Source organism: Microbacterium testaceum StLB037 (assembly GCF_000202635.1).
GTDB lineage: Bacteria > Actinomycetota > Actinomycetes > Actinomycetales > Microbacteriaceae > Microbacterium > Microbacterium testaceum_F.
The window spans coordinates 2,021,345-2,038,327 of the sequence record NC_015125.1 but is presented as its reverse complement, the minus strand read 5'-3'; the positions used below and the strand labels follow the sequence as shown (position 1 = coordinate 2,038,327).

At 72.0% G+C, this 16,983-nt stretch carries 17 protein-coding genes and 1 riboswitch; of the genes, 2 read left to right on the top strand and 15 right to left on the bottom strand.

Annotated elements, in window-relative coordinates; translation table 11 throughout:
• Positions 1-192: 192 nt before the first annotated feature.
• From MTES_RS09325 to MTES_RS09290, 8 genes are read right to left on the bottom strand one after another with little or no spacing between them, the layout of a single operon-like run.
• Positions 193-498 carry a hypothetical protein gene (locus MTES_RS09325; RefSeq protein ID WP_013585001.1) on the bottom strand — a complete coding sequence of 102 codons (306 nt, stop codon included), beginning with the start codon at positions 496-498 and terminating at the stop codon, positions 193-195.
• Positions 495-1,826: an acyclic terpene utilization AtuA family protein gene (locus MTES_RS09320; protein WP_013585000.1), complete on the bottom strand. Its 1,332-nt coding sequence runs from the start codon at positions 1,824-1,826 to the stop codon at positions 495-497. The genes MTES_RS09325 and MTES_RS09320 overlap by 4 nt, the downstream gene beginning before the upstream one ends.
• The gene (locus MTES_RS19310) at positions 1,823-3,157 is read right to left on the bottom strand and encodes a carboxylesterase family protein (RefSeq protein WP_013584999.1); all 1,335 of its coding nucleotides are present in this window, start codon (positions 3,155-3,157) and stop codon (positions 1,823-1,825) included. The genes MTES_RS09320 and MTES_RS19310 overlap by 4 nt, the downstream gene beginning before the upstream one ends.
• Positions 3,154-3,933 (bottom strand): ATP-binding cassette domain-containing protein, encoded by a 780-nt coding sequence (locus MTES_RS19305; protein ID WP_013584998.1) that lies wholly within the window; start codon positions 3,931-3,933, stop codon positions 3,154-3,156. Before MTES_RS19305 ends, MTES_RS19310 begins: the two co-directional genes overlap by 4 nt.
• Positions 3,930-4,868 (bottom strand): ABC transporter ATP-binding protein, encoded by a 939-nt coding sequence (locus MTES_RS09305; protein WP_013584997.1) that lies wholly within the window; start codon positions 4,866-4,868, stop codon positions 3,930-3,932. Before MTES_RS09305 ends, MTES_RS19305 begins: the two co-directional genes overlap by 4 nt.
• Complete coding sequence (locus tag MTES_RS09300; protein ID WP_148272847.1) at positions 4,865-5,857, bottom strand: ABC transporter permease; 993 nt, start codon at positions 5,855-5,857, stop codon at positions 4,865-4,867. Before MTES_RS09300 ends, MTES_RS09305 begins: the two co-directional genes overlap by 4 nt.
• Entirely contained in the window at positions 5,823-6,710 is an 888-nt protein-coding gene (locus MTES_RS09295; protein ID WP_013584995.1) for an ABC transporter permease, read from the bottom strand. Before MTES_RS09295 ends, MTES_RS09300 begins: the two co-directional genes overlap by 35 nt.
• A gap of 30 nt (positions 6,711-6,740) precedes the next feature.
• Positions 6,741-8,345, bottom strand: coding sequence for an ABC transporter substrate-binding protein (locus MTES_RS09290; RefSeq protein ID WP_013584994.1), 1,605 nt, complete (start codon positions 8,343-8,345; stop codon positions 6,741-6,743).
• 147 nt (positions 8,346-8,492) lie between these two features.
• Here MTES_RS09290 and MTES_RS09285 point away from each other — a divergent pair, with 147 nt between their 5' ends.
• Positions 8,493-9,170 (top strand): GntR family transcriptional regulator, encoded by a 678-nt coding sequence (locus MTES_RS09285; RefSeq protein WP_013584993.1) that lies wholly within the window; start codon positions 8,493-8,495, stop codon positions 9,168-9,170.
• 225 nt (positions 9,171-9,395) lie between these two features.
• Here MTES_RS09285 and MTES_RS09280 read toward each other — a convergent pair whose 3' ends face one another.
• From MTES_RS09280 to MTES_RS09265, 4 genes are read right to left on the bottom strand one after another with little or no spacing between them, the layout of a single operon-like run.
• On the bottom strand, positions 9,396-10,226 hold the full coding sequence (locus MTES_RS09280) for an SDR family oxidoreductase (protein ID WP_013584992.1): 831 nt from the start codon (positions 10,224-10,226) through the stop codon (positions 9,396-9,398).
• Positions 10,223-10,999 (bottom strand): enoyl-CoA hydratase/isomerase family protein, encoded by a 777-nt coding sequence (locus MTES_RS09275; RefSeq protein ID WP_013584991.1) that lies wholly within the window; start codon positions 10,997-10,999, stop codon positions 10,223-10,225. The genes MTES_RS09280 and MTES_RS09275 overlap by 4 nt, the downstream gene beginning before the upstream one ends.
• A complete protein-coding gene (locus tag MTES_RS09270; RefSeq protein WP_013584990.1) occupies positions 10,996-11,757 on the bottom strand; it encodes an SDR family NAD(P)-dependent oxidoreductase in 762 nt (253 codons plus the stop codon). Before MTES_RS09270 ends, MTES_RS09275 begins: the two co-directional genes overlap by 4 nt.
• A gap of 45 nt (positions 11,758-11,802) precedes the next feature.
• Positions 11,803-12,771 (bottom strand): hypothetical protein, encoded by a 969-nt coding sequence (locus MTES_RS09265; RefSeq protein ID WP_043361277.1) that lies wholly within the window; start codon positions 12,769-12,771, stop codon positions 11,803-11,805.
• A 193-nt stretch (positions 12,772-12,964) separates the two neighbouring features.
• Between MTES_RS09265 and MTES_RS09260 the strand changes: the two genes are divergently transcribed.
• On the top strand, positions 12,965-13,699 hold the full coding sequence (locus tag MTES_RS09260; protein ID WP_013584988.1) for an aminoglycoside 3'-phosphotransferase: 735 nt from the start codon (positions 12,965-12,967) through the stop codon (positions 13,697-13,699).
• A gap of 297 nt (positions 13,700-13,996) precedes the next feature.
• Here the strand turns inward: MTES_RS09260 and MTES_RS09255 are convergent, their stop codons facing one another.
• The 3 genes from MTES_RS09255 to MTES_RS09245 all read right to left on the bottom strand — a co-directional run bounded on the left by MTES_RS09255 (position 13,997) and on the right by MTES_RS09245 (position 16,856).
• On the bottom strand, positions 13,997-14,779 hold the full coding sequence (locus tag MTES_RS09255) for an energy-coupling factor transporter transmembrane component T family protein (protein ID WP_013584987.1): 783 nt from the start codon (positions 14,777-14,779) through the stop codon (positions 13,997-13,999).
• Complete coding sequence (locus tag MTES_RS09250; protein WP_013584986.1) at positions 14,776-16,224, bottom strand: ABC transporter ATP-binding protein; 1,449 nt, start codon at positions 16,222-16,224, stop codon at positions 14,776-14,778. The genes MTES_RS09255 and MTES_RS09250 overlap by 4 nt, the downstream gene beginning before the upstream one ends.
• Positions 16,224-16,856: an ECF transporter S component gene (locus MTES_RS09245; RefSeq protein WP_013584985.1), complete on the bottom strand. Its 633-nt coding sequence runs from the start codon at positions 16,854-16,856 to the stop codon at positions 16,224-16,226. The genes MTES_RS09250 and MTES_RS09245 overlap by 1 nt, the downstream gene beginning before the upstream one ends.
• A riboswitch (TPP riboswitch) is annotated at positions 16,849-16,959 on the bottom strand. It overlaps the preceding gene by 8 nt.
• Positions 16,960-16,983: the final 24 nt, after the last annotated feature.

Sequence of the window (16,983 nt, the reverse complement as noted above, 5' to 3'; positions counted from 1 at the left end):
GGTCGCGGCGGCTTCGACGAGCTCAGCCACCCCCACCGCAGGTCCCCGAGCCCTTCGAAGGGACCGGAGGCTTCGACAAGCTCAGCCACCCCCACCGCACGCGAGGTCCCTGAGCCCGTCGAAGGGACCGGAGGCTTCGACAAGCTCAGCCACCCCCGCCCCAGGTCCCTGAGCCCGTCGAAGGGACCGGGACTACCCCTCCACGACCAGGTCGAGCAGGTGACCCGACAGCGTCTTGCCGTGCGGATCCGCGGCACGCGAGCGGGTCACGCCCCCGTCGAGCCGCGCGCGCACCACCACCGTGAACGCGCCGAGACGCGGCACCGGATGAATCGTGACGTGGCTCGCGTCCACCCCGAAGTGCACGGCGACGCGTTCGGCGCGCAGCACGTCATCCACGCGGGCGTAGTCGTCGAGCTCGTAGGGCGCGACGACGAGGATCGACGTGTCGCCCTTGTCTCCCGCGCGGGCATGGGCGAGATCGCCGAGGGTCGTCATGACACCATCTCCACTCGGGGGTCGACCCGTTCGCGGTCGATGAAGGTCGACACGATCCCCACCGTCTCTCTCAGGCTGAGGTCGGCGCCGCCGCCGCCGGCGGGACCGTTCGTGTACAGCGCTTCGACCTCGCGGTGCAGCAGAGCCGCGGCGGCGCGATCGAAGGTGCGCAGCGAGAGCCGTGCGCGTACCTCGGCCGGCTCTCCCGCCGGCTCGTGCCACGGCCGCAGGGAGTTGTAGCCCTGCAGGTCGGCACGGACCTCGCCCGGATCGCGTCCGTGCACCACTTCCCAGCGCTCGCGCACGATCTGCAGCGCCAACTCGGCGCGCTCGCGCGCCCCCCGGCCCGCGTACGCGATGCTTCCCACCGCGAGGAACCCGTCGCGGACGCCGACGCTCACCTTGAGCTGCTCGGGCCTCCCCTGCGCGGAAGCGGCCGACACGCGCACGCGGTCGGAACCCACCTCGTCGATGCGCACGTCGCCGAGGTCGAGGGTGGCATCCGGGGTCTTGTAGCGACCCGGGTCGTCGATCTCGTACAGCAGCTGCTCGAGCACCGTGGCGCGCGAGATGAGCCCGCCCGTGCCCGCGGCCTTGCCGAAGTCGGCGACGCCGTCGGCGGCGACATCCGCGAAGGGGAAGCCGAGGGTCGCCAGGCCCGGCACGACCTTGCGTCCACCGTCGGCGAAGTACCCGCCGGTGAGCTGCCCCGCGCACTCGAGCAGGTGCCCGACGAGGGTGGGGGCGGCCATCTGGTCGGGAGAAGCGTCGTCCCAGCCGTGGTGCACGGCGATCGGCGCGGCGAAGAGGGCCGCGTCGCCCATGCGGCCGGTGATCACGACGTCCGCGCCGTTCTCGAGGGCGCGCATCGCCGCCCCGGCGCCGATGTAGGCGTTCGCGGAGACGAGACGGTCACCCAGGTCGCCGATGGTCAGGTCGGTGCCGGTGATGCGGGCATCCGCCGGGATCACCGCCGTGACATCGTCGCCCACGACCGCGGCCACCCGGCGTCCCGCTCCTCGCGGGTGCGCCGAGAGCAGGTCGACGACGGCGCGTGCGAGACCGACGGGGTCGGCGGCGCCGGCGTTCGTCAGCACCCGCGTGCGCGGTTCCAGGTGCGGCAGCACGCCGGCGAGCCGGTCGAGGAACACGCGGTCGAAGCCGGCGCCCGCCGACGTGGCGGCGCGCTGCTGGGCGAGGCCGATCGTGCGCTCGGCGAGGCACTCGAACACGAGGGCGTCGAGCTCCCCGCGCGCGGCGAGGATCTCGGCCGGCTCGAAACGGTCGCCGGCGAAGCCGCTTCCGGCGCCGATGCGATACGTGCTCATGGTCGGTCGACCCCCTGCCAGATCGTCACGAGATCGTCGGGAGAGAGGGATGCCGCGGGCACGGTGCCCGCGACGAGCGCGGCGCCGAGCTCCCCACCGTCGAGGCGTCCCTCGCGGATGAGCGCCACGAGGGTCTCCTGCACCGCGCGCGAGCGCGCATCATCGCCCCGCGCGAAGATCCCGTCCAGCTCCGCGCCGTGACCGCCCGGGGTATCGCCCTCGCGACCGACCTCGAGGTACGCGGCCCCTCCGCCCGCGGCGTGCTGCGTCGCGACGAGACGCGCGGCGGGCAGCCGGTAGATGTAGTCGCCGAGGAGACGCCGCCAGGTCGCGGTCGCGTCGCCCTCGCCGTACGCGTCGAGCACGCGTCGCGGGGCGTCACCGGTCAGAGACTCGATCGCGTCCGCGAGCGGTCCGTCGAGATCCGGCACCGAGCCCGGGCCGAAGCCCTCCATCTCGTCGGTGCCGGCGGCGGCGAGCACGAAGGTATCGCGCAGAGCGCCCGCGCGCACGGCATCCAGGGGGTGGCGGGGGACGACGGCATCCGGGGTCCCCTCATCGATCGCGACGCCGAAACCGACCGGCCGGACGCCGTTGCGCACCCCCAGATCGCGCGGGGCGACCGCAGCCTGGGCCGCGAGCACCGTCTCGGGGTCGAGGTCGATCAGGTGCTGCGCGTCGAGCCGGTCGAGGATCGCCTCGCCGAACCGCGCCGCGTCGTCCGCGGCGATGACGCGCGACGCGCCACCCGAGAAGCACGCGAGAGCCCGGGGCCGCGGGACACCCGGTGCCACCGCGGCAGCGGCGGCGAGGAACGCCCCGGCGCTCTGCCCGATGAGCGTCACGCGCGCCGGATCCCCGCCGAAGGAGGGCGCCGCGGCGTCGATCCAGCGCAGGGCGGCGCAGACGTCCTGCAGCCCGAGGTCGTGCGCGGCCGAGAGCTCTCCACCGCGCTGAGCGAAGGTGCCGAAGCCGAACGCGCCGACACGGTAGTTCAGGGTCACGACCACGCTCTGCGCGGCGGCGGCGAGAGAGGCGCCGTCGAAGTACGGCGTCGAGGCGGTGCCCATCTCGAAGCCTCCGCCGAACAGCCACACGGCCACGGGAGCGGCCTCCACGCCCCGAGGTGCCCAGACGTTCAGGGTCAGGCAGTCGATCGCCGACTGCCCGCCGGGCAGGTGGAAACCGGGGACGGGCGGCTGGATCGGGGCCGGGCCGAACTCCCCGCCCGGGGAGGCAGGAGCCACCGGGTCGGTCGGGGCCGGGGCCGCGAAGGGGTGCGCGAGGGTCGCGAACCGCACGCCCAGCCAGGCGTCGATCTCGGCGCTCACGGTCGTCCCTCGATGGTGGGGATCGCCTCGATCAGCGACCGCGTGTAGTCCTGGGTCGGGTGCGCGTAGATGTCGCGCTTGTCCCCCTCTTCGACGAGGTCGCCCAGGTACATCACGCCGATGCGGTCGGAGATGAACTCCACGACGGACAGGTCGTGCGAGATGAAGAGGTACGAGAGGTCGAACGCCTCCTGCAGGTCTTTGAGCAGGTTCAGCACCTGCGCCTGCACCGAGACGTCGAGGGCCGACACCGGCTCGTCCGCGACGATGAGCCGCGGCTGCAGGGCGAGGGCGCGAGCGATCATGATGCGCTGGCGCTGGCCTCCCGAGAAGTCGACGGGCTTCTTCTCGAGCGCCGCCGTGCCGAGGCCCACGTGGTCGACGAGCGCGCGGGCGCGATCGCGCTGATCCTTCGTGGTGCCGCGGCGGTGCACCTGGAGCGGCTCCATGATGAGATCGGCGACCGTCATGCGCGGGTTCAGCGCGCCGAACGGGTCCTGGAACACGATCTGCACGTCGCGCCGATACTGCTGCCGCGCCGCCCGGTCGAGGCGGGTGACGTCGACGCCGTCGAAGCGCACGGTGCCCGAGGTGGGCTCGGTCAGCCGCGCGATCATGCGGGCGACGGTCGACTTGCCGCTGCCCGACTCCCCGACCAGGCCGTACGTGCGCCCCTTCTCGATCTGGAACGACACGCCCTTCACGGCCGTGACCTGTCGGCGACGCGAGATGTGAAAGGTCTTCGTGAGGTCCTCGACCTCGAGCAGGGCGGTCATGCCGCGACTCCTTCTGCTTCTCGCCGCACCCGATGACCGGGGGCGACGGTGACGAGTTCGGTGACGGGGCGGAGGTCGGCGGCATCCTGTCGCGCATCGCGCAACCAGGGAGCGATGGATGCCACGGTGGGAAGCCGCGGGCGATCGTCGCCGAGCACGGGGATCGACATCAACAGGGCCCGCGTGTAGTCGTGCGCCGGGTCGTGCAGGAGCGTCGCGGTCGGGCCGCTCTCGACGACCTGCCCGCCGTACATGACGACGGCTTCGTCGCACGTCTCGGCGACGACGCCGAGGTCGTGCGTGATGAGCATGAGCGCGAGACCCAGGCGCTCGCGCAGCGACCCCAGCAGGTCGATGACCTGGCGCTGGAGGGTGACGTCGAGAGCGGTGGTGGGCTCGTCGGCGATCACGAGCTCGGGCTCGCACGAGATGGCCATCGCGATCATCACGCGCTGGCGCATCCCGCCCGAGAGCTGGCCGATCCGGTCGCCGCGGATGTCACGGGCCTTGCCGAGGCCCACGATGTCGAGCAACTCGCGCACCCGGTCGGCCCGTTGCCGCCGGTTCATGTCGAAGTGGGCGCGGAGGCCCTCCTCGAGCTGCTGACCGACGGTGAGGATGGGATGCAGCGACGACATCGGCTCCTGGAAGACGAAGCCGATCCGCCGACCGGCCATCGCGCGACGGTCCGCGGCCCCCATGCCGATCAGCTCGCGCCCGTCGAAGCGGACCGAGCCGCTCGGGGTGAGCTTCTCGCCCAGGAGGCCCGCGATGGCGAGGGCGGTCAGCGACTTGCCGCTGCCGGACTCGCCGACCACGGCGAGAGCCTGCCCGCGGTCGAGGTCGAAGTCGACCGATCGCACGGCGTCATAGGGTCCGCCCGTGGTGTCGGCGGTGATGGAGAGGTCGGAGACCTGCAGCAGTGGGGCGCTCATGCGCTCTTCCTCCCGAGACGGACGCGCGGGTCGACCACGGAGTACGACAGGTCGACCAGGAGATTGACGATGATCACGAAGAGGCCGGTGAAGAGGACGATTCCCTGGACCAGCGAGTAGTCCCGGCGCCCGACGGCATCCAGGAGCAGGCGACCCATCCCGGGAACACCGAAGATCGTCTCGACGACGGCGCTCCCGGAGAGCAGGCTCGCCACCAGCAGGCCGGCGACGGTCATGATCGGCAGGGCGGCGACGCGCACGACGTGCACCGCGCCGATGCGCCGCGGAGCGACGCCGAGCGAGCGGGCCGTCGTGACGAACGGCTCGCGGACGACGTCGAGGATCGCGCCTCGCGTGATGCGGGCGACGAACGCCGACTCGGCGATCCCGAGCGAAAGGGCCGGGAGGGTGATCGAGCGCAGGTGCGGCCAGAACCCCTTCGACATCGGCACGAAGCCGCCGACGTTGAACCAGTGCAGCCAGGCGGCGAACACGACGATGAGGATCAGCGCGACGACGAACTGCGGCACCGAGATGCCGATGATGCCGAGGGCCGTGGCGATGCGGCCGGCGGGGCGCCCGTTGCGGAACGCCGCGAGAGCACCGAGGCCGATGCCGAGCGCGAGCGCGACGATCAGCGCGATCACGCTGATCTCGAGGGTGACGAGGGCGTAGTCGGGGATCACGTCGACCACCGGCTTGCCGAGGAAGAGGCTGTCGCCGAGGCGGAGGGTGACCACGTCGCCGAGGAAACGGCCGAACTGCTCCCAGAGGGGGGCGTTCAGGCCCAGCTGTTCGCGGAGGGCGGCCACTTGGTCAGGCGTCGCGGAGTCGCCGAGCAGGATGGCGGCCGGATCGCCGGGGGCCAGACGCAGCAGGAGGAAGACCAGCACCAGGGGCACGGCCACGGTGGGCAGCAGCGCGAGGAGTCGCTGCGCGAGATAGCGGAGCATGTCAGCGGCCTCCGGCACGCGGGTCGAGGATGTCACGGACGTTGTCGATGACGATGTTCATGGCGAGGACCGTGAGGATCAGCGCGAGGCCCGGGAAGCCCCACATCCACACCGCCGAGGTGAGGTAGCTGCGGGCCTCCGACAGCGACGCTCCCCAGCTCGGCACGTTCGGCGGCAGACCCGCGCCGATGAAGCTCAGCGCGGACTCGACGAGCACGGCGGTGGTGAAGGTGATGGCGGCCTGCACGAGCACCGGGGTCGTCGCCTGCGGGAGGATGTAGCGCCAGAAGATGCGGACGCTGCCGGCACCGATCGCACGGGCCGAGTCGACCATCGGCAGCTCGCTCGCCACGAGCGCCGAGCTGCGGACGACGCGGGTCATGCCCGGGACGAACACGATGGTCATCGCGAGGATCACGGTCCCGAGCCCGGGCCCGAGGATCGCGGTCATCGCCAGCGCGAGCACGATGATCGGGAACGACATCACACCATCGACGATGCGCATGACGATCGCGTCGAACCAGCGGAACATTCCGGCCAGGATGCCGAGGACCACCCCGATCGCGGTCGTGATCGCGGCGGTGACGACGCCCACGGTGAGCGAGGCCTGCGCCCCGAACACGGTGCGGGAGTAGACGTCACGCCCGAGGTTGTCGGTGCCGAAGATGTGCGTCGCGGAGGGCGGGCGGAGCCGCTCGACGGCGACGAAGGCGTTGGGATCCCCTGCGAGGACGGGGGCGAGCAGAGCCGCCCCCGCCATCACGAGAAGGAGGATGAGCGCCACCACGGCGATCGGTCGGTGCAGGAGTCGACGCCACAGTCGTGGTCGCACGGTGCGCGCGGCCGCCGCTTCGATCGACGTCGTCGTGGGGACGGTCATCTCGGACATGGGGGGATCCTTGTCAGGGGTGGAGCGGGATCAGGACTGGTCGAGCCAGGTGTTGTAGTACCAGCCGGCCAGTTCGTCCGGGTGCTCGGTGTGCACGCGGTTGGCCGTGATGAGCAGCGGGCGCGAGGTCCCGAACTTCAGGAACGGCAGGTCTTCGTACACGAGGGTCTGCAGTTGCTCCCAGGTCGCCTTGCGGGCGGCGGGGTCGGACTCGGTCGACAGCTTCGCCAGCAGGGCATCGCGGTCGGGCGAGACCCAGGTCCCGGGGAAGGTCTGCTGCAGGTAGGGCAGCAGGACGGGATCGGCGTAGGTCGGGATGCCGGAGGAGAACAGGTCGAACGCGGTCGGGTCGGTGCGCAGCTGGATGACGCTCGCCCGGTCGATGACCTGCAGGTCGATGTTGATGCCGGCTTCCTTCAGCTGCTGCTGAGCGGGGAGCGACGGACCGTACCAGGAGGGGTCCTCCTTGGTGGTGAGCCAGCGGATCGGCTCGCCCTTGTAGCCGGCCTCGTCGAGGAGCTTCTTCACGCGGTCGAGGTCGGGCTTGTTGTAGTTCTCGGTCCCGGCATCGGTCGCCCAGGTGCTGTTCACCTCGGGGATGATGCTGCCGTCGACCGAGTAGAACTCGGGGTTGCCGAAGGCGGCGAGCATGATGTCATCCATGTTCAGCGCGGCGAGGAACGCCTGCCGCATGGCGACGTTCGACATGATGCCCTGCGCCTTGTTGAACACGACGGTCGAGCCCGAGGTCGGGCTGAGCAGCACGGCCTGGGCCACGCCCCCGCTGCTGACCGAGTCGTAGTCGTCGTACGAGAGCGAGCCGCCGATGTCGACCTGACCGGCCTCGGTCGCCTGCCGACGCGTGGATGCCTCGGGCATCGGGGTGAAGACGATCTGGTCGGCGTAGGCGTTCTTCGCACCGAGCCCGCCGTCACCGGGGGTGTCGAGCTTCTTGTATCCGTCCCAGCGGTCGAGGACGACGTCGCCGTCGGCCGCGTAGCTCGTGAGCTTGTAGGGGCCGGTGCACACGAGGTCGGACACGGGGTCGGTGATCGGGCGGTCCTTCACGACGCTCGCGGGCATCATGTACGCGGTCGTGAGCAGCGTCGGGAGGAGGGGACTCGGCGTGTTCAGCGTGATCGTGAGGGTGGTGTCGTCGACGGCCTCGATCGAGGTGGTGAGCGACTTCAGGATCGAGCCGTTGCCCGGGGTGAGGAAGTACCGGTTGAGGCTCGCGATCACGTCGGCCGAGGTGAACGGCTCGCCGTCCTGGAAGGTCACGCCGTCGCGCAGGGTCAGCGTGTAGCTTCCGCCGCCGTTGTCGACGAGGTCCTTCGCGAGCACGGGACCGATCTCGAACGATGTCGAGACGTCGAAGAGCGGCTCGCACACCTGACGCGCGATGACCCAGTCGGCCTGGAGGCTCGTCGCGAACGGGTCGATGATCGACGGCGTCGCGGAGAGCGCCACCGTCAGGGTGCCGCCCGCCTGTGGTTCGCCGCCGTCCGAGATGCTCCCGGTGCTGGTGGTGCCGTCGGCGCCGCAGCCCGAGAGGACGAGGGCGGATGCCGCCGCGAGCGCGGCGAGCGGGATCAGCCGGCGGACGCGCCGGTTCGGTCGAACATCGTGCCTCATTGCAGAAACTCCATCGTCGGGGTTCGGGATGCCGCGTCGGGGGAACGCGTATCCACTGTATACACTGGATCCAATGGATACGCAACGCGCCCGCCTCTATCCTCGAACGAACGGGAGACGGCACGTGCGACCGAACGAGGAGGCAAAGTGGCGGCATCGATGAGCCCCGAGGTGATCGCCTCGCGGATCGCCCTGGCCATCCGCGAGAAGGTCATCCCCCCGGGGGCGGCGCTCGTGCAGGAAGACCTCGCCCGTCGCTTCGACGTCAGCCGCAGCCCGGTCCGCGAGGCGCTGCGCATCCTCGCCACCGAGGGCGTGATCGAGATGACGCCCGGCGGCGGCGCGTCCGTGCGCACCCTCGATCGCGACGAGCTCGACGAGCTGTACGAGCTGCGGCTCCTGCTCGAGCCGACGATCGCGGACGACATCGTCCGACGCATCACGCGCGGCGAGATCACCGCCCTGGAGTCACGCGTCGCCGAGATGGAGTCCTCGGACGACGTCGGCCGGTGGATGCGGTCGAACTTCGAGTTCCACTCGCGCCTCTACGACGCGGCGGGGCGACCCCGGACGGCGGAGATCCTGCGGGGACTCCTGGCCGCCGTGCAGCCGTACTCGCAGGAGAACATCGACCACCTCGGCGGTCGGGGACAGGCCGATGAGGAGCACCGCGAGATGCTCGCCGCGATCCGCGACGGCGACGCCGAGCGCCTGGCGGAACTTCTGCGAACACACCTGGTCAGCGCCAAGAACCGCGTGGCGCACGCGCTGTCCGAGGGGGAGGACGACCTGGACCCGCTGGCCCCGCTCCGCGGCGAGCGCTGAGGCGGCGCTCGTCCGCGGAGGCTTCGACAGGCTCAGCCACCGCTCCCCCGGCCCCGCCCCAGGTCCCTGAGCCCGTCGAAGGGACCGGAGGCTCAGCCACCCCCGCCCCAGGTCCCTGAGCCCGTCGAAGGGACCGGAGGCTTCGACAGGCTCAGCCACCGCTCCCCCGGCCCCCGCAGGCGAGGTCCCTGAGCCCGTCGAAGGGACCGGGACCCGCGCCGCGCCTCAGTCCAAGAAGATGTCCGGGTACATCGCCTCATCCGGCGTCCCCGGCACCGCCGCGTACCCCGAGAAGTCGGTGATCCCCGCGCCGAGGAGCACGTCCTCGACGATGAGCGTCTGCCCGGTCAGCTCGCGCGACGGCGCGCACAGCACCTCGTACGCGGCATCCGCGTAGATCTCCGGCGTCCGCGACACGGCCATGAGCCGGTCGCCGCCGATCACGTTCTGCACGGCCGCGGTCGCGATCGTCGTGCGCGGCCAGAGGGTGTTCGCCGCGATCCCGTCGCTCGCGAACTCCGACGCGAGACCCAGCGTCGCCATCGTCATGCCGAACTTGGCGAGGCTGTACCCCGTGTGGGCGCCGAGCCACTTCGGCGTGACGTTGAGCGGCGGCGAGAGCGAGAGGATGTGCGGGTTCTCGGCATCCTTCAGCTGAGGCACGGCGGCCCGCGAGAGCAGGAACGTGCCGCGGACGTTGACGTCCTGCATGAGGTCGTACTTCTTCGTCGCGAGCTCGAGAGAGCCCGACAGGTCGATCACGCTGGCGTTGTTGACGACGATGTCGATGCCGCCGAACTCCCCCACCGTGCGCATCACGGCTTCCGTGATGGATGCCTCGTCCCGCACGTCGCCGACGATCGGCAGCGCCCGACCGCCCGCCGTGCGGATCGCCTCCGCCGCGGTGTGCACCGTGCCCTCGAGCTTGGGGTGCGGGGTGTCCGTCTTGGCGAGCAGCGCGATGTTCGCGCCGTCACGCGCCGCGCGCAGCGCGATCGCGAGGCCGATGCCGCGGCTGCCGCCCGACATGAGGATGGTCTTCCCAGAGAGCGTCACGAACGTCCTTTCGCGGAGGCGGCGGCGAACGCGGCGACCCGCGCTTTCGCCTCGGGGGTGTCGAAGGCGGCGCCGATCGTGGCAGCCTCGTCGTCCAGGTTCTCGGCGAGAGGGCGACCGGCGCCCACCCGCACGAGACGCGTCGCCTGCCCGAACGCGGCGGTCGCGCCGTCGAGCCAGAAGCGCGCGATCTCCTCGACCCGCGAGACGAGGTCTCCGGATGCCACGACCTCGGCGACGAGACCCCAGTCCAGGGCTTCCGCGGCGGTGAGCATCCGATCCTGCAGCAGCAGCTGGAGCGCCCGCCGCTGACCGATCGCGGCGGGGAGGAGGGTCGAGACGCCCAGGTCGGGCGTGAGGCCGATGTTCGCGTACCGGCTCACGAACCGCGCGTTCTCGCTCGCGACCACGTAGTCGGCGGTGAGCATGAGCCCCAGACCGCCGCCCGCGACCGCGCCCTGCACGGCGGCGACCATCGGCAGCGGAGCCTCGGCGAACGTGCGGATGCCGTCGTGGATGGCCCGAGCGGTCTCGGTCACCTCGGCGCCCGACGAGCCGGTGGTCGCCATGGCCACCACGTCGCCGCCCGCGCAGAACGCGGGGCCGTTGGCATCCAGGATCACCGCTCCCACCGAGGCGTCGGAGGTGACCTCGTGGGCGACGGCGCGCCAGCGCGCGGCCATGGGGAAGTCCATCGCGTTGAGCGAGGCGGGACGGTCGAACGTGACCCGCGCGAGGCCGTCCGAGACGTGGAGCAGGATGCCGTCGGTCATTTCGGCGCCATCCGGATCGCGCCGTCGAGGCGGATCGTCTCGCCGTTGAGGTAGCCGTTGTCGACGATGGCGAGCACGAGACGCGCGTACTCGTCGGGGGCGCCGAGGCGCGAGGGGTACGGCACCTGCTGACCGAGCGAGTCCTGGGCGGCCTGGGGCAGGCCCTTGAGCATCGGCGTCTCCATTATGCCCGGGGCGATCGTGACGACGCGGATGCCGTAGCGCGCGAGCTCCCGGGCGATGGGGAGGGTCATCGCGTGCACGCCGCCCTTGCTCGCCGCGTACGCGGGCTGGCCGATCTGACCGTCGAAGGCCGCGACGCTCGCGGTGTTGACGATGACGCCGCGATCGCCTCCCTCCGTCGGCTCGGTCTTGGCCATGACGGCCGAGGCCTGGGCGACGACGTTGTACGTGCCGAGGAGGTTGACGCGGATCACGCGCTCGAAGTCGGCGAGCGACGACGGGGCACCGTCGCGGTCGAGCACCTTCGCGGGCGGCGCGATGCCGGCGCAGTTGACGACGACGCGCAGCGGTCCGGCCTCGGCGGCGCGGCTCGCGGCGGCGGCGATCTGCTCGGCATCCGTGACGTCGGCCGGGGCGAACGTGCCGCCGAGCTCGGCGGCCACGGCCTCCCCCGGGGAAGAGGGCAGGTCGACGATCGTGACGTGCGCACCCGTCGCGGTGAGGCGGCGCGCGGTGGCGAGGCCCAGGCCCGAGGCACCGCCGGTGACGAGGGCGGCAGCTCCTGAGATATCCATGCGTTCTCCTTCGAAGCAGAAACTCAGTCCCACCCTACCCGGGACTCAGGTTCGCGCCGAGTTCCGCGAGCGCGGTCGTCGGGAGCGCGCCGAAGGCAGGGAGATGGCGCCCGTCGCCGCTCCGTCGACGAGCAGCGCGACTTCGTCGGGCCTCCACCCGTGCACGTCGCGAAGACGGTCGCCGAGCTTCTCGATCGCGTCGGGCATCGAGGTCTCCACCCCGCGCGGCAGAACCCGCGCGGACTCGTCGAACGCGCGCCCCGCGCTCTGCAGCTCGGCCACCATCGAGCGCATGCGCTCCTGTCCGTAGGCGGCGGATGCCAGGGCCCAGTCCCCCACCACGACCGCGCGGCCCGCCGGGCAGACGGCCGGCACCGCTCGAGCGCGCGGACCGAGCCGCACCCGCACGACGGCGATCCCGACGGCCGCGATGACAAGGGCGCCCGCCAACGTCGCCGGGGCGAACGAGAATCCGAGGTCGAACAGCGGGGACTCCCACCCGGCGGCGAGTCCCACGGCGACGCGGGCCGCCGAGTACACCGCGTACGCGGCGTTGGCGGCGAGGATGAGACGCATCGGCCAGCGAGGCTCGAGGTGCGAGCGTGCAGCGACGAGGGCGCACGCCGTACACGGCAGCGTGACCAGGAGAACCTTCACCGCGAGAGACCCCGGGAGGGGCACCGTGGCCGTCACGACAGCCGTCACCAGGGCCAGAGCCAGGCTGGCGATCGCCGCGCGTCGCGCCCTTCGCCCCGCGAGCACCTCGAGCGCCACGAGCAGCAGAGCCGGGGCGAGCACCATCGCGACGTCCCCCAGCACCAGGGCGACGATGCCACCGCCCGCGCTGTGCATGAAGTACATCGCGCTCGACCCCACCGCCGCGACGCCCGACACCGCGGCGTAGCGCAGGAACAACGTCATCGCCCCCGGCGTCCCGATCCGCGGCAGCGCGGCGAAGAGCACGGCTGCAGCCACCGCGACGCTCACCGCCAGAATTCCGAGCGACAGTTCCATGACACCCCCCAACTTTCCATTGTGCCCCGCCCCCTCTCGTCCGGACGGGCCGAGATGCGCACGGCCCGGCACACGGACGCATGCCCGCCCCTGGACTCGCTCCCCGCCCCTCACGCCGGAGCGCATCCGCCCTTCGCCGCGTTTCCGTCGCGGGACGCTTCGCGAACGGCGGGGAGCGCGGGAAGATCGGGGGATGAGCATTCCCGCGGCCTCCGAGCCCGTTCCCGGCCGCGTGCGGGAACTCGCCGGCGACGCGCACATCGAGCCGGTCTGGCGCAACGCCCTCGGCGGGCTGACGTTCCGGGCGGCGGGGGCCGATGGCATCCGGTTCGTGAAGTACGGGCCGCGCAACGCCGAGACCTCGATGAGGGCCGAGGCCGAACGTCTGCGCTGGGCGAGCGCGTTCACCCCCGTGCCGAGGGCGCTCGATGAGGGCCGGGATGCCACGCACGAATGGCTCGTGACCGAGGCGGTGCCGGGGCTCTCGGCGGTGGATCCGCGGTGGATCGCCGATCCCGCCCGGGCGGTGCGCGCGGTGGGCCGAGGGCTTCGCGCCCTTCATGACGCGCTGCCGGTGGCGGAGTGTCCGTTCTCGTGGACGGTGCCCGACCGTCTCGCGAACGCCGCCGGCCGCGGCATCCAGGTTCCCGTCGAACTGTACGACGCCCCGCCGATCGACCGGCTCGTCGTCTGCCACGGCGACGCCTGTGCACCGAACACGCTCCTCGGCGACGACGGAGAGTGGACGGCGCACGTCGACCTCGGCGCGCTCGGCGTGGCGGACCGCTGGGCCGACCTCGCCGCCGCGACCCTCTCGACGGGGTGGAACTACGGCCCCGGTTGGGAGGAGGCCCTCCTCACCGCCTACGGGGTGGCTCCGGATGCCACCCGTCTGGCGTTCTACCAGGCTCTCTGGAACGGGACCTGACGCCCGCGCTCCCTCCCCCGCGCTCCGCGCCCGCGCGCTACCTCCGCCGCGCTCCCGCGCCCCGCGCTACCTCCCCCGCGCTCCCGCACCCCGGCGCCCCGCGTCCGCTCCCGCGCCCCGGACCCGCCGAACCCTGTTGAGTGTCCAAAACACCCGGACGAACTCGAAAAGTGTCCGGGTGTTTTGGACACTCACCTCTCACGAGGCGGCGCGGCGCGAGCGCGACACGAGCGCGACGCCCGCGCGACACGAGCGCCACTCCCGCGCGACACGAGGACACGACGCCCGCGCCGCGGCCTACGTCCCCACCACGCGGAACGCCCCCGACACCACGGCGGCGGTGAGCGCCACGGCCACGAGCGCGAGGGAGCCGGCGAGGGCGACGGCATCCCGACGCGACAGGGTCGAGGGGCGCGACCATGTGCGCTCGACGTCGGCGCCGAATCCGCGGGCCTCCATCGCGGTGGCGAGCGTCGTCCCGCGGCGCACCGCGAAGACCAGCAGCACGAACGCCATCGAGAAGAAGCGGCGCAGTGCGCCCCGATCCCCGAGGCCGCGGGCGCGCCGGGCGAGAGTCATCGTGCGCCAGTCGTCGACGAACAGCCCGACCGTCCGCGCGCCCGCGAGCACGCCGAGCACGAAGCGGCTCGGAAGCTTCGCGACCTGCGACAGGGCGTCGGCGAGCTCGGTCGGATCGGTCCGGGCGAACAGCAGGATCATCGGCAGCGCGAGCGCGACGACGCGCAGCAACACCGCGAACGACAGCGCGAGCGAGTCGTCGCTGATCGTCGCGAAGAGGAACGTGCCGTAGACGGTCCCGCCCGGGCGCGCGTACAACAGCATGCTGACCGCAGCGATCGGCGCGAACAGGAGCACGGGTACGAGGCGCTTCAACACCACGCGATACGCCAAGCCCGTCATCGGAACGCACAGCAGCTCGAGCGCGAGAGCCGTGGCCGCGCTCACCGCGTCGACCGTGATCAACAGCGGCAGGGCCAGCAGCACCACGATCGCGACCTTCGTCACCGGGTTGACGCCGTCGAGCCACGCGGTGCGCGGGGCGACGGCCGCCGCGGTCACGCCGCGGCTCCGAGCACGATCCGGTGCTGGCCCAGGTGCCGCACGACATCGGCGTCGTGGGTGACCGCGACGACCGTGCGTCCCCGCGCGACCTCGCGCTGCAGCAGGGCGACGAGCTCGCTCCACCCTCGGCGGTCCTGCCCGAACGTCGGCTCGTCGAGCACGATCACCTCGGGCGAGGCCGCGAGCACCGTCGCGACCGACAGGCGCCGCTTCTGTCCCCCCGAGAGCGTGAAGGGGTTCGCCAGAGCGAGGGATGCCAGATCCAACCGCTCGAGAAGCTCGTCCACGATCGCGTCGACCTCGGCCGCCGGCATCCGCAGGGCCCTCGGTCCGACGGCGAGCTCGTCGCGGAGGGTCGGCGCGAGGAACTGGTGCTCCGGCTCCTGGAACACCGTGCCGATGCGCGTGAGCAGCTCGGTCGAGCGCCACCGAGAGGGACGACGGATGCCGCGAGCCGCGAGGGACTCCGCGGCCACGACCTCTCCCGACAGCTCGGGCAGGAGCCCGGCGAGGGTCAGGGCGAGAGTCGACTTGCCCGACCCGTTGGGGCCGGTGATCACCGTTGCGGCCCCGCGCGGTACGGCCAGGCCGAGGTCCGCGGCGACGACCGTGCGCTTCTCGCGTCCGATCGAGAGCGCCGACGTCGAGAGGGCGGCATCCGGGATCTCGAGCGGCGGAAGCACCGGCAGCTCGACCGGACGCCCCGGCACCCACACCCCCGCCGCGGCGAGCGCGTCGCCGTGCACGGCGAACACCCGGTCGGGCGGGCCGTCGGCGAGCACGCCCCCGCCGGGCGCGAGCACGACCACGCGGGTCATGAGGTCCGCCCACACCGCGGTGCGATGCTCGATCAGCACGACGGTCGTCCCGTCGGCGCGGGCGACGTGCTCCACGGCGGCGCGCACCTCGGCAACGCCCTCGGGGTCGAGATTGGCCGTGGGCTCGTCGAGCAGGAGCAGTCCCGGACGCATCGCGAGCACCCCCGCGAGCGCCAGACGCTGCTTCTGCCCACCCGACAGCGCCTTCGTCGGGCGATCGAGGGGAACGGACAGACCCACGGATGCCACGGCCTCCGCGACCCGCGCCGGGATCTCCGCCGGCGGCACACCGAGGTTCTCGCAGCCGAACGCCACGTCGTCGCCCACCTTCGACAGCACGATCCCGGCCTCGGGATCCTGCAGCACGAGACCGATGCGGCCTCGCTGCCCCTCGGGAGCACGGTCGTCGACGAGGATCCGCCCCGTGGCCTCTCCTTCGTCGCTGCCGCCGAGGAGTCCGGCCAGGCCCGCGAGCAGGGTCGACTTGCCGGCTCCCGAGGCGCCGAGCAGGAGAACCCGCTCGCCGGGCTCGATCGTCAGGTCGACGTCACGCGTGGCGGGGAGCTTGCGGCCGGCGTAGCGCCACCCCCAGCCCTCGACGTCGACGCGTGCGGGGGCCGCCATCAGACGTCGCGGCGCGCTTCCCGCCCGGCGGCGAACCGGCTGAGCGCCCCCGTCGCGGCGAGCGCGCGCACGAGGAGCCATCCGACGAGACCGGCCAGGAGAGCGCCCGAGACGACGAGCGTGCCGAGGTAGGTGAGGTTGAATTCGACCGTCTTCGAGAGATTCGGCGTCAGGAACAGCTCCAGGACCCACGCGCCGACACCGGCGCCGGCGCCGGCGAGCATCGCCACGGGCAGGGTGAAGCGCAGGTAGAGGAACGCGAGGAAGATCAGCTCCGCGCCGAGTCCCTGGGCGAGGCCGGAGAAGATCGTGGTGACGCCCCACACGTTGCCGATCAACGCTGAGACGACGGCCGCGATGAGCTCGACGAGCAGCGCGGCACCCGGCTTGCGGATGATCAGCCCGCCGATCACGCCCCCGATGAGCCAGATGCCGACGGCGATGCCGCCGAGGCCGGGGGTCAGACCGTCCATCGCGGCGAACCAGAGGCCGCCGACGGTGTTCCAGCCCCAGAAGACGAGACCGATCGCGACTCCGAGGACGGCGGCGACGACGATGTCGACGACCCGCCACGAGAACCGGGACGCGGATGCCACGGCCGGGGCCGTGCGCGCAGACGTGGACGTGTGCATGTGTTCTCCTCCCTGCGCCGGCATGATCCGGATCAGGTTCGACGGTCGAAGCGTGGATTCGCTTCCTCTCAGCCCGGCTCACCGGACTCCCGTGGTTGTGCTGACGAGTATAGGGGGACGCCCGGGG